Source organism: Pseudomonas sp. BW16M2 (genome assembly GCF_014268865.1).
In the GTDB taxonomy this organism is placed as follows: Bacteria; Pseudomonadota; Gammaproteobacteria; order Pseudomonadales; family Pseudomonadaceae; genus Aquipseudomonas; species Aquipseudomonas peradeniyensis.
The window spans coordinates 116,556-129,013 of record NZ_JABWRI010000001.1 but is presented as its reverse complement, the minus strand read 5'-3'; the positions used below and the strand labels follow the sequence as shown (position 1 = coordinate 129,013).

The 12,458-nt window shown below is 65.0% G+C and carries 11 protein-coding genes; 10 read left to right on the top strand and 1 reads right to left on the bottom strand.

The genetic code is table 11. From position 1 onward, the window contains the following. Window positions 1-55 precede the first annotated feature (55 nt). The 3 genes from rpmE to HU735_RS00485 all read left to right on the top strand — a co-directional run bounded on the left by rpmE (window position 56) and on the right by HU735_RS00485 (window position 2,543). The gene (gene rpmE / locus HU735_RS00495; protein WP_011531746.1) at window positions 56-271 is read left to right on the top strand and encodes a 50S ribosomal protein L31; all 216 of its coding nucleotides are present in this window, start codon (window positions 56-58) and stop codon (window positions 269-271) included. Window positions 272-273: 2 nt separating this feature from the next. Then, window positions 274-1,095: a thermonuclease family protein gene (locus HU735_RS00490; protein WP_186712011.1), complete on the top strand. Its 822-nt coding sequence runs from the start codon at window positions 274-276 to the stop codon at window positions 1,093-1,095. Window positions 1,096-1,274: 179 nt separating this feature from the next. Then, window positions 1,275-2,543, top strand: a complete 1,269-nt coding sequence (locus HU735_RS00485; RefSeq protein ID WP_186712010.1) for a malic enzyme-like NAD(P)-binding protein — start codon at window positions 1,275-1,277, stop codon at window positions 2,541-2,543. 188 nt (window positions 2,544-2,731) lie between these two features. On the opposite strand, the gene HU735_RS00480 is transcribed toward HU735_RS00485, so the two are convergent. Further along, window positions 2,732-5,185 carry a penicillin-binding protein 1A gene (locus HU735_RS00480; RefSeq protein ID WP_186712009.1) on the bottom strand — a complete coding sequence of 818 codons (2,454 nt, stop codon included), beginning with the start codon at window positions 5,183-5,185 and terminating at the stop codon, window positions 2,732-2,734. A 166-nt stretch (window positions 5,186-5,351) separates the two neighbouring features. Here HU735_RS00480 and pilM point away from each other — a divergent pair, with 166 nt between their 5' ends. The 7 genes from pilM to HU735_RS00445 all read left to right on the top strand — a co-directional run bounded on the left by pilM (window position 5,352) and on the right by HU735_RS00445 (window position 12,328). Next, a complete protein-coding gene (gene pilM / locus HU735_RS00475; protein ID WP_186712008.1) occupies window positions 5,352-6,248 on the top strand; it encodes a pilus assembly protein PilM in 897 nt (298 codons plus the stop codon). A 68-nt stretch (window positions 6,249-6,316) separates the two neighbouring features. Beyond that, window positions 6,317-6,784 carry a PilN domain-containing protein gene (locus HU735_RS00470; RefSeq protein WP_186712007.1) on the top strand — a complete coding sequence of 156 codons (468 nt, stop codon included), beginning with the start codon at window positions 6,317-6,319 and terminating at the stop codon, window positions 6,782-6,784. Then, entirely contained in the window at window positions 6,781-7,794 is a 1,014-nt protein-coding gene (locus HU735_RS00465; protein WP_186712006.1) for a pilus assembly protein PilP, read from the top strand. The genes HU735_RS00470 and HU735_RS00465 overlap by 4 nt, the downstream gene beginning before the upstream one ends. Beyond that, the gene (gene pilQ, locus HU735_RS00460) at window positions 7,751-8,974 is read left to right on the top strand and encodes a type IV pilus secretin PilQ (RefSeq protein WP_186712320.1); all 1,224 of its coding nucleotides are present in this window, start codon (window positions 7,751-7,753) and stop codon (window positions 8,972-8,974) included. The genes HU735_RS00465 and pilQ overlap by 44 nt, the downstream gene beginning before the upstream one ends. 4 nt (window positions 8,975-8,978) lie before the next feature. After that, entirely contained in the window at window positions 8,979-9,497 is a 519-nt protein-coding gene (gene aroK / locus HU735_RS00455; RefSeq protein ID WP_186712005.1) for a shikimate kinase AroK, read from the top strand. Between the two features lie 95 nt (window positions 9,498-9,592). Continuing rightward, a complete protein-coding gene (gene aroB, locus HU735_RS00450; protein ID WP_186712004.1) occupies window positions 9,593-10,690 on the top strand; it encodes a 3-dehydroquinate synthase in 1,098 nt (365 codons plus the stop codon). 15 nt (window positions 10,691-10,705) lie between these two features. Next, complete coding sequence (locus HU735_RS00445; RefSeq protein WP_186712003.1) at window positions 10,706-12,328, top strand: AAA family ATPase; 1,623 nt, start codon at window positions 10,706-10,708, stop codon at window positions 12,326-12,328. Window positions 12,329-12,458: the final 130 nt, after the last annotated feature.

Genomic DNA, 12,458 nt, shown 5'->3' with positions numbered 1-12,458 from the left:
GTGCGGTATTCAACAATAGGTGTTGGGTGGCGGCACGCAGCTCGAGGAAGTGACCATGAAAGCAGATATTCATCCGAACTACGAAGTAGTTGCAGTCACCTGCAGCTGCGGCAACAAGTTTGAAACCCGTTCGACCCTGGGCAGCGTCCTGGCGATCGACGTTTGCAACCTGTGCCACCCGTTCTACACCGGTAAGCAGAAAGTCCTGGACACCGGTGGTCGCGTACAGAAGTTCGCCGATCGCTTCGGTATGTTCGGTACCAAGAAGTAATCATGCGCATGGCGAATCTCTCGAGGTTCGCGTTGCTGCAAAAGAAGGCGCCCCTCGTGGGCGCCTTTTTTGTGGGCGCGATCTGGCATTTTCCGGCCCTGGCCTTCTGTCCGTTGCCCGAGCAGCCGCAGCAGGTGACGGTGCACCAGGTGGTCGACGGCGACACCTTGCGCCTGGGTGATGGCCGCAATGTGCGGCTGATCGGCATCAATGCGCCCGAGATCGGCCGCAAGGGGCGCACCAGCGAGCCCTACGCCGAGGCTGCGAAACGGCGTCTGCAGGCGCTGGTCGAGGCCAGCGATGGTCGCGTCGGCCTGGTCCCGGGCGTGGAACCCAAGGACAAGTACGGTCGTACCCTGGCGCACATCTATAGCCGTACTGGCGACAATCTCGAAGCACAACTGCTCAGTGAAGGCCTCGGCTACCGGGTCGCCATCGCCCCCAACGTGGCCTTGTCGGGGTGTCAGCAACAGGCCGAGCAGCAGGCGCGCAACGCCGGAGCCGGGCTGTGGCGCCAGTCGCCGGTGGTACGTGCGGGGGAGGTCAGGCAGTCCGGTTTTGCCGTGATCGGCGGCCAGATCAAGGGGATCGAGCGCAACCGTGGCGGTATCTGGCTGGAGCTCGACGATGCCGTGGTGCTGCAGGTCCCCGCTCGTCTGCAGCAGCGCTTCCCCGCCAGCTTCTTCGCTAACCTCAAGGGGCGCCAGGTCGAGGCGCGTGGCTGGGTGCTGGATCGATCCCGCAAGGGAGGGCTCAAGCCCGGGCAGCGACGCTGGCTGTTGCCATTGACCGATCCGAGCATGCTGGCGGTTGTCCCGGGGTAAATAGTTGTAGACATTTTGCTATTGGATTGTACACACTGACTTCCGTAAGCCCCGTGGGTTATAGCGTAAAGTCGTAGGCCAAAGGCCTTGACACATAGTGACCGGGCAGTCTTGTCGCCCCCCGGCTCTTTGCGTATCCTCGGCGGTCCGTCAGAACAGTAAACAGCGGAATGCCCATCATGTCAGACCTGAAAACCGCCGCTCTCGAATACCACGCCCAGCCCCGTCCGGGGAAACTGAGCGTCGAGCTCTCCAAGCCCACCGCCACCGCCCGTGACCTCGCCCTGGCCTACAGCCCAGGCGTCGCCGAGCCCGTGCGCGAGATCGGCCGTGATCCGGAGCTGGCCTACAAGTACACCGGCAAGGGCAACCTGGTTGCGGTGATCTCCGATGGCACCGCCATCCTCGGTCTGGGCGACCTCGGCCCGCTGGCCTCCAAGCCGGTAATGGAAGGCAAGGGTGTTCTGTTCAAGCGTTTCGCCGGTATCGACGTGTTCGATATCGAAGTCGAGTCGGAGAGCCCGCAGGCCTTCATCGACACCGTTCGCCGCATCTCCATCACCTTCGGCGGCATCAACCTGGAAGATATCAAGGCACCTGAGTGCTTCGAGATCGAGCGCACCCTGATCGAGCAGTGCGACATTCCCGTCTTCCACGATGACCAGCACGGTACCGCCATCGTTACCGCCGCCGGCATGATCAACGCCCTGGAAATCGCCGGCAAGAAGCTCGAGGAGGCGAAGATCGTCTGCCTGGGCGCCGGTGCCGCCGCCATCTCCTGCATGAAGCTGCTGGTGAGCATGGGCGCCAAGGTCGAGAACATCTTCATGATCGACCGCAGCGGCGTGATCCACGCTGGCCGCGACGACCTGAACCAGTACAAGGCCCAGTTCGCCCACGCCACCGACAAGCGCACCCTGGCTGACGCCCTGAACGGCGCCGATGTGTTCGTCGGCCTGTCCGGTCCGAACCTGCTGAGCGCCGAAGGCCTGAAGTCGATGGCCGCCAACCCGATCGTGTTCGCCTGCTCGAACCCGGATCCGGAAATCGCCCCGGAGCTGGCTCACGCCACCCGCAGCGACGTGATCATGGCCACCGGTCGTTCCGACTACCCGAACCAGGTCAACAACGTACTGGGCTTCCCGTTCATCTTCCGCGGTGCCCTGGACGTTCGCGCCAAGCGCATCAACGAAGAGATGAAGATCGCCGCCGCCATCGCCCTGAAGGACCTGGCCAAGCAGCCGGTACCGAAGGAAGTCTGCGACGCCTACGGCGTACAGGCCCTGGAATTCGGTCGCGAGTACATCATTCCGAAGCCGCTGGATGCCCGTCTGATCACCGTGGTTTCCGATGCCGTGGCCAAGGCCGCCATCGAATCCGGCGTGGCCACCCTGCCGTATCCGAAGCACTACCCGCTGAAAAGCGTGGATGACGTGTTCAACGGCTGATCCGGTCGTAGTGTCATGAAAAAGCCCCGGCTCGTGAGAGCTGGGGCTTTTTGTTTGCTTTTGGATTCACCGAAGCCATTGTGGGAGCGGGTTTACCCGCGAAAGCATCGTTGGCTTCGCTGAAGCCTTCGCGGGTAAACCCGCTCCCACAGAATCGAAGTTGCCTTTGAGGTTTGTCTTTTACCTGGTCAGAACAGATCCATCGGCGCCGCTTCATCCGCCGGCAGCGGGCTGCCAGGTGCGGCGCCATTGCCCAGCTCGTCCACCGAAGGTGGCGAGTCCTCGGCCTTGAACAGCTCGAAGTAGGCATTCGGCGTGCTCGGCGTGGCGGCGCGGCCGCTGACCGGGTCGACGCGCAGGCTGAGAATGCCTTCAGGTTCGGCCGGCGCGTGCTCAGGCTTGTCCTTCAGCGCCGCACCCATGAAACTCATCCAGATCGGCAGCGCCACGGTGCCGCCGTACTCGCGTCGGCCCAGGGTTTCCGGCTGGTCGAAGCCGACCCAGACGGTGGTGACGTAGTCGGCGTTGTAGCCCGAGAACCAGGCGTCCTTGGACTCGTTGGTGGTACCAGTCTTGCCCGCCAGGTCCGCACGGCCGAGGGCCAGGGCGCGACGGCCGGTGCCGCGCTTGATCACATCCTGCAGCATGCTGGTGAGAATGTACGAGGTGCGGCCGTCGATGATCTGCTCGGCCACGGCGGGTACCTGTGGTGCCGGGGCGACCTGGCCAAGGGCCGACGGTGCTTCGCCCGGCATCGGCGCGACGCTGATCGCCTGTTCGGGGGCGGCGAGGCCGGCCTGGTCCTGGCTGCCCTGGGGCACCCGTGCCGGGTTGGCGGTGAACAGGGTTTCGCCGTTGCGGCTTTCGACGCGCTCGATCAGATAGGGGCTGATCTTGTAGCCGCCGTTGGCGAAGGTGCTCCAGCCGGTGGCGATCTCCATCGGTGTCAGGGTCGCGGTGCCCAGTGCCAGCGACAGGTTGCGCGGCAGGTCCTGCTTGTTGAAGCCGAATTTGGCGATGTAGTCGATGGTGCGGTCCACGCCCATGGCCTGCAGCAGGCGGATCGAAACCAGGTTGCGCGACTTGTACAACGCCTCGCGCATGCGAATCGGGCCAAGGAAGGTGTTGGTGTCGTTCTTCGGGCGCCAGACCTTGTCCAGGTACTCGTCGACGAACACGATCGGCGCGTCGTTGACCAGGCTGGCGGCGGTGTAGCCGTTGTCCAGCGCAGCGCTGTAGACGAAGGGCTTGAAGCTCGAGCCCGGCTGGCGCTTGGCCTGCATGGCGCGGTTGTAGTTGCTCTGCTCGAAGGAGAAGCCGCCGACCAGGGCGCGGATGGCGCCGTTGTAAGGGTCGAGGGTGACCAGGGCGCTCTGGGCGCCGGGCACCTGGCTGAACTTGATCTTGCCGTCCTCCAGGCGCTGCAGGCGCACCAGGTCGCCGACCTGGGCTACATCGGCCGGCGATTGCGGGGAGCGCCCCTGCGAGTTGCTGTTGAGGTACGGGCGCGCCCACTTCATGGTGTCCCAGGCCACATTCTCTTCCAGGCCGCCGCGGGTCATCACCTTCAGGCCGGTCTTCTCGACCTGGGTGACGATGGCCGGCTCCAGGCCGCCGAGGGTGCGCTGCTTGCCCAGTTCCTGCAGCCAGGCCGCACGGGTCTTGCCCGGGAAGCGTGCCTCGGGGCCGCGGTAACCGTGGCGCTCGTCGTACTCGCTGAGGCCGTTGAGCACCGCGCTGTTGGCCATCTGCTGCATGTCGCTCGGTACCGTGGTGGTGACGCGGAAGCCTTCGGTATAGGCGTCGCTGCCGTAACGGCCGACCATCTCGGCGCGGGCCATCTCGGCGACGTAGGGGGCGTTCACTTCCGGGGTCGGCACGTGGTAGCTGGCGTTCAGCGGTTCGGCCAGGGCCGCCTGGTAGCTGGCTTCGTCGATCTTGCCGAGCTTGTACATGCGCCCGAGGATCCAGTCGCGGCGCTCCTTGGCGCGTACCGGGTTGGCCAGCGGGTTGAAGCGCGATGGCGCCTTGGGCAGGCCGGCGATCATCGCCATCTGCGCCAGGCTCACGTCGCGGATCGACTTGCCGTAGTACACCTGCGCCGCGGCATCGATGCCGTAGGCGCGGTTGCCCAGGTAGATCTTGTTGACGTAGAGCTCGAGGATCTCGTCCTTGGTCAGCTCGCGCTCGATCTGCAGGGCCAGCAGGATCTCGTTGGTCTTGCGCGAGAAACTGCGCTCGCTGGTGAGGAAGAAGTTCTTCGCCACCTGCATGGTGATGGTGCTGCCGCCGGTCTGGATGTGTCCGGACTTGAGCAGCTGCGATGCCGCGCGCATCAGGCTGCTCGGATCGACCCCGTAATGGTTGAGGAAATTGTCGTCTTCGGCGGACAGAAGCGCCTGGATGAACTGTGGGGGAATTTCCTGGAACTTGATCGGCGAGCGCCGCATTTCGCCGAACTCGGCAATCAGCTTACCGTCGCTGCTGTACACCCTCAGGGGGATTTGCAACTGGACGCTTCTGAGCGAGTCGACCGAGGGCAGGCTGGGGCTAAGATACAGAAACGCACCGCTCACACCGAGCACGAGCGCGCAGATGACGGCGACGAGAGACCACCAGAAGAACTTCAGCAGACGTATCAAGGCTTTTGGGTGTCCAGGTTGAGGAGTGGATTGCGCGCGGGGCCGGCGGACAGAAAAACGCTGGCCATTATAAGCATTTTTCGTCCCACCGGGTGACCGCCCGGGGCGCGGGACGACCGCTCGCGCCGCAACGGCGCGGGCTGCCGATGACCAGGAAGGAACAGCCATGCTTGGACGCTTTGGTAGGGACGCCGGTTCACTGCTGGGGGTGGAAATTGCCTCCGATTCCATACGAATGCTGCATCTGCACCGTCAGCGCGGCGGTTGGCGTGTGCAGGGGTGGGCGCGGGAGCGCTTCGAGCCTGCGCCAAGCGGCTGCGCCGAGTCCGACGAAACCGAGCGGCTGGTCCTGGGATTGCGTCGGGCCCATGTTCAATGTCGGACAAGGCAGTTCCGGGTCGCCTTGGCATTGCCCGCCTCCCAGGTCATCTGCAAGGTGTGCCGGTTACCTGTCGGGCTGGCCGACCTTGATGCCGAGGCCGCCGTGCTGGCACAGGCCGAGCAACTCTTTCCCTTCCCGCTGGAGGATCTGGCCCTGGACTTCTGGGTGCAGGGTGCATGCGCCGACGATCCTGGACAGTTCGAGGTACTGGTAGTGGCCTGCCGTCAAAGTCAGCTTGATCCGCTGGAGCGGGTGTTCGCCAGGGCCGGATTGCAGCTTGAGGCCGTGGAGGTAGACAGCTTCGCGCTACGGCGAGCGTTGCTGCCTGAGGTGCCGGCTCGTGGAGCGGTACTGCTGCAATTGGAGCCGGGCGAAGTGGTCATGCACCGCTGGCACGGCAGTCCCGCGCCGCAACGACAGCGGATCGCCCTGGGCTCGCCGGCGCAATGGAGTGAGGCTGTCGATGATCTCTGGCGGTTGGGTGAACGGGCGCCCGTAGAGGAAGTTGTCCTGTTCGGCTGCGCTGCTGATGAGGACCGGGCGGCGTATTTGCGAGAGCACTTGGGTGTGAAATGCCAGGTGGGTTGCCCACTCCCTCTGGCCGGCCTGCTGGAGAGGGATGGCCTGCGCGCAGCTTCGATGGTCCTGGCCTGCGGGCTGGCCATGGGAGGCCGGGCATGATGGCGAGACTGAACCTGATGCCTTGGCGCGAGCAGCGTAGGGCCAGGGTTGTGCGACGATTTCAGATCATGCTGGTTGTCGCCCTGGTAGTGGCACTGTGTGGGGTCATATGGCTCGATCAGATGGCGCGGTCGCGTCTGGCCAGGCAATCACTGGTCGTCGCCTCGCATCAGGCGGAGCTTGAGCGGCTCGATGCCACCTTGAGGGAGGTCGATCAGCTGCGCGGCAGGCGGGAGGCGCTGCAGGCCGAGTATGCCGCAGTGTCCGCTCTGGAGGCCGGGCGGTCGCAGATGCCTGGCCTGTTCCTCGCCCTTGAACAGGCCCTGCCAGAAGGGGCTCGCTTGACGGAGGTGGATGTCGAGGCAGGGCGTTTGCGCCTGGGCGGTCTGGCAGTCTCTGCGTCGGTGGTCGCCCGGTTCATGCGCGATCTGGAGCAAGTGGGCATGGTGCGGAACCTCGAGCTCGTTCACCTCAGGCGCCATGTCCAGGGGGACGAGTTCCTGCTGGCGGCGCGATTGCTGGCGGGCGAGTCGTGAACCGCCTCTGGCCCCTTGACTGGCAGGCGCTGGCTGGCCGGTCGGGAGTGGTGAGGGCCATGGTGTGCCTGGCGCTCGTGCTCATGGTTGCTTGCGTTGGCTACCTGGTTCGTCTGCGTGACCCGGTTCAGGGGCATGCCGAGTCTGTCCGGTTGCAGCTTCAGCTACAGAACGAGCTGGAGGAACGCAGGACGCGCCTCGTCGAACTGGGTGTCGAGCAGCAGGCGCTCGAGCATACGCGGACGCTTTTGCAGGCGGCGCGATGGCGGCTGGCCGCGGGAGAGGGCATGAGCGAGCTGCTCGACCAGCTGGCGTTATCGGGGCATGAGCATGGCCTGGTATTCGAGCGAGTCGAGGTGCAGGAGGCCCAACAGGCTTCAGTGTATCGAGTGCAACCGCTGGAAATCACGGTGTCGGGACAGTATCCGGCGCTGCGCCTGTGGCTGGAGCAATGGCTGCGGCAATTGCGTCTGTTGAGCGTGGAACGGCTCAGGCTGGCCCTGAAGGATGAGGGTGCCGGGCGAGTTGATGCTCTGTTACGACTGCATGCCTACCACCCTGGGGAAGAGCTGCCGGTTCCGGCGTCATTGGCGGATGAACCGGCCCAGGCAGGCTTGTCGAGGACGGCATTCGATCCGTTCCGGGCCTGGTCGCTCCCGAAAGAGGGCGGTGGGCCGTCGCATATTCCTTTGGCACGGCTGGAGATGGTCGGCAGCCTCTCCCAGGCAGGGCGGCGACAGGCATTGCTGCGCTCCGCGGGTCGCCTGTATCGGATCGCCGAAGGCGAGCGGCTGGGGCTCGAAGGGGGTGTCGTGGTGGCCATCGAGGTCGATCGGGTGGAGGTCCACGAGCGGATCTACATCGATGGTCGCTGGCAGGCGCGACCCAGGTATCTGGTTCTTGGAACGCGTGAGCAAGGAGAGGTCAGGGATGAGACCGAGGCGATGGTGGAGCGGCCCGCTATTGATGCTGGGGCTGCAGATGGCGCAGGCCGGGACGTTTCAGGGTGAGCCGATGTCGCTCAATTTCCAGGACATCGAATTGCGTTCGGTGCTTCAGGTCATGGCCGACCACGCGGGCATCAACCTGGTGGCGGGCGACTCGGTGCAGGGGCGGATAACCCTGCGTCTGGAGGACGTGCCCTGGGATCAGGCGCTTGACCTGGTGCTGCGCAGCAAGGGGCTGGGCAGGCGCCAGGAGGGGAATGTGCTGCTGGTCGCTCCCGTGGCCGAGCTCGCCGGGCAAGCCCAGGACATGCGTCAGGAGGTATTGCTAGAGCCACTGCAGCGTGAGTTGATCCCTGTCTTCCATGCCAAGGCCGGCGAGCTGGCGGAGCTGCTGTTGTCGAGCCTGGCCGATGACGGTGCCCTGGCCGGGCGTGGCAGCCTCAGTGTGGACACCCGCACCAATACCCTGGTTGCCACCCAGCCTGCCGCCCGGCTTGCCGAACTGCGCAGGCTGGTCGCGCAGTTGGACGAGCCGGTGCGCCAGGTCATGATCGAGGCGCGGATCGTCGAGGCCAATGTCGATTACGAAAAGGCCCTGGGCGTGCGCTGGGGTGGCCCTCTGTATGGCACGGATCGCCAGTTGGGCAACGACCTGTTCGTCGATCTCGGCGTCGAACGCGCCGCTGCCGGACTCGGGGTGGGGCTGCTGCGCAGCGATATCCTGCTCGACCTGGAGCTCAGCGCCATGGAAAAAAGCGGCAATGGCGAGATCATCTCCCAGCCCAAGGTGGTCACGGCCGACAAGGAAACCGCGCGCATACTCAAGGGCACCGAAGTGCCTTACCAGGAAACCACCCGCAGCGGCGCCACGTCGGTCTCCTTCCGTGAGGCGTCCCTGTCGTTGGAGGTGACCCCGCAGATCACGCCGGACGGCAAGGTGATCATGGCGGTGCGGGTGACCAAGGATGAGCCGGACTTCATCAATGCCCTCAACGATGTGCCGCCGATCCGCAAGAACGAGGTCAACGCCAAGGTGCGGGTGACCGATGGGCAGACCATTGTGATTGGTGGCGTGTACTCGACGTCGCAGAACAAAGTGGTCGACAAGGTGCCATTTTTTGGCGATCTGCCGTATGTTGGGCGGCTGTTTCGACGCGATGCATTACAAGAGAAAAAATCCGAGCTGCTGGTCTTCCTGACTCCGCGTATCATGAGTGACCAGGCGATTGCTGTGAGTCGTTGATTCTGTGCGAAATTTGATACTTGTGGGGCCCATGGGCGCTGGTAAAAGCACCATCGGGCGCCTGTTGGCCAAAGAGCTGCGCCTGCTGTTCAAGGATTCCGACAAGGAAATCGAACTGCGAACCGGCGCCAACATCCCGTGGATCTTCGACAAGGAAGGCGAACCGGGCTTTCGTGACCGCGAGCAGGCGATGATCGCCGAGCTCAGCGCGCTCGATGGCGTGGTCCTGGCCACCGGCGGCGGTGCGGTGATGCGCGACGCCAACCGTGCGGCGCTGCGTGCCGGCGGACGGGTGGTCTACCTGCACGCCTCGGTGGAGCAGCAGGTGGGACGTACCTCACGTGACCGCAACCGGCCGCTGTTGCGCACCGCCAACCCGGAGGCCACGTTGCGCGCCCTGCTGGAAACGCGCGACCCGCTTTATCGCGAAATCGCTGACCTGGTGGTGGAAACCGACGAACGGCCACCGCGCATGGTGGTGCTCGACATCCTCGAGCGTCTGCAGAAGTTGCCGCCCCGCTGAGCGGGGTCTATCCTCGGCGACCAACGCCGAGACGGGGCTGAACGTCACCGCGCGGGGCCGCACCGCCGCCGCGTCCAAGCATATTGTGGGGATACATGCAGACACTAAAGGTCGACCTGGGCGAACGTAGCTACCCGATCTACATTGGCGAAGGCCTGCTGGACCAGCCCGAGCTGCTGGCGCCGCACATTGCCGGGCGGCAGGTCGCCATCGTCTCCAACGAGACCGTCGCGCCCCTGTACCTCGAACGCCTGAGCAAGACCCTGGGCGCCTACTCGGTGCTGCCCGTGGTGTTGCCCGACGGCGAGGCCCACAAGAACTGGGAAACCCTGCAACTGATCTTCGACGCCCTGCTCACCGCCCGCCATGACCGTCGCACCACCGTGGTCGCCCTCGGTGGCGGCGTGATCGGCGACATGGCTGGCTTTGCCGCGGCCTGCTACCAGCGCGGCGTCGACTTCATCCAGGTACCGACCACGCTGCTGTCCCAGGTGGACTCGTCGGTGGGCGGCAAGACCGGCATCAACCACCCGCTGGGCAAGAACATGGTCGGTGCCTTCTATCAGCCCAACGCGGTGCTGATCGACACCACCAGCCTGAAGACCCTGCCCGAGCGCGAGCTGTCCGCGGGCCTGGCCGAAGTCATCAAGTACGGCCTGATCTGCGACAAGCCGTTCCTCGCCTGGCTCGAAGACAATATGCAGGCGCTGCGCGCCCTGGATTCCGTCGCACTGACCGAGGCCATCCGCCGCTCCTGCGCGGCCAAGGCCGCCGTGGTCGGCGCCGATGAGCGCGAATCGGGCGTGCGTGCCACGCTCAACCTTGGTCATACCTTCGGCCATGCCATCGAAACACACATGGGCTATGGCGTCTGGCTGCACGGCGAAGCCGTGGCGGCGGGCACGGTCATGGCCCTGGAAATGTCCATGCGCCTGGGCTGGATCGACCAGCCGGCGCGTGATCGCGGAATTCGCCTGCTGCAGGACGCAGGATTGCCGGTGGTGCCACCACAGGAAATGACCCCGGCGCATTTCATGGAGCACATGGCGGTCGACAAGAAAGTGCTCGACGGGCGCCTGCGCCTGGTGCTGCTGCGCCAGCTGGGCGAGGCCGTCGTCACCGACGACTATTCGACAGAGATTCTACAGGCCACCCTGGCGGCGGATTACCGCGCGATCGTGGCCCAGCTTTGAGGTTGTGACAACGCAATGACCAGTCTGCATGCCGATGAGGCGTTCCTCGACCATTACCAGTTGAGCCACGATCCGTTCGCACCGCGAGTGCCCGGCTTCAAGTTCTTCCCCGCCCAGCGCAAACCCGTGCTCGGCCAGCTGCACCACCTGGCGCGCTACAGCCAGCTGATGCTGGTGGTCAGCGGCCCGGTGGGCAGCGGCAAGACCCTGCTGCGCCAGGCCCTGGTGGCCAGCACCAACAAGCAGTCGGTGCAGAGCGTGGTGGTGTCCGCGCGTGGCGCCAGTGACGCGGCCAGCGTGCTGGGCCAGGTGGCGCAGTCGCTGAACGTGGCGCAGCCGGAGGTGCAGGCGATCCTGTCGCAGGTGGTGCAGCTGGCGCTGACTGGCCAGGAAGTCTATCTGCTGGTGGACGATGCGGAACAACTCGACGAGTCGGCACTCCAAGCGTTGCTGGAGTTGGCGGCAGGCGTGGCCGAAGGGCGTCCGCATGTGTTCCTGTTCGGCGAACCTTCGCTGATTGCCGGGCTGGAAGAACTCAATACCGATGGCGAACGCTTCCATGTCATCGAGTTGGCCCCGTACAGCGAGGAAGAGACCCGCGAGTACCTGGAACAGCGCCTGGAAGGCGCAGGCCGGGGCATCGAGGTGTTCAGCGCCGAGCAGATCGTCGACATCCACGAAAACTCCGACGGTTGGCCTGGGAACATCAACCAGGTCGCCCGCGATACCTTGATCGAAGCCATGATCGCCAGCCGTACCACGGTCAAGCGACCATCCATGGGGTTCAAAATGCCTAAGAAACACGTGCTCGCGTTGTCCGCTGTGGTCGTGGTCGCCGTTGGTGCGGCGGTCCTGATGCCCAAGAAGGGCGACAAGGCTCCGACCGAAGCACCGGCCGCCCAGGCGCAACTGCCACTGGGGCAGGGCGGCAACGGTGGCGCGCCCGCTATCGAGTTCTCCGGTTCCTCGCAGCCGATGCCGCTGCCGCTGGTCGGCCAGTCGCAGCCGGTGATGCGCGAGCCGCTGGCCCAGGCCGCCGGCATGGGCGAGGGCGAAGAGGGTGGGCCTGCGGGTGATACCGCCCTGCAGCCTGCCGCGCCGTCGGCCGCCGTGCCGCCGACCGTGACCACCATCGCGCCGCCGCAAGGTGCCACCGCCAGCCCGGCACCGGCCCCTGCCCAGCCGGTGACCACCGCTCCAGTACAGCCGGTTGCGCCTGCGCCGAAGCCTGTAGCAACCCAGCCGGTAAAACCGGTTGCACCTGCCAAGCCGGCTCCGGCACCGACCCAGGTCGCCAGCGCCAAGCCCGCCAGCAAGCCTGCCGAGAAACCAGCCGCAGGCGGTACCGGCAACAGCAGCTGGTATGCCGGTCAGAAACCGAACAATTACGTGGTGCAGATCTTCGGCACCAGCTCCGAGGCGTCGGCCCAGTCGTTCGTCAAGGCCCAGGGTGGCGACTATCGCTACTTCAAGAAAAACCTGCAGGGCAAGCCGCTGTTCGTCGTCACCTACGGCAACTTCGCCAGCCGCGATGCCGCTGCTGCGGCAATCAAGAACTTGCCAGCCAAGGTCCAGGCTGGTAAACCTTGGCCACGTACCGTCGGCAGCGTCCAACAAGAGCTGGCCACGGCCCGCTGATACCTTCCGGGCGGCACCACCCCGCCGCCCAGTTGCTGAGCGACTTCTAGCTTTCGATCAGCCTGCTGCGCCCGAGCGCGGCAGGCTTTTCTGTCCCAGACTGCCGGCCACAAGCCCTGTGTTGCAGTCA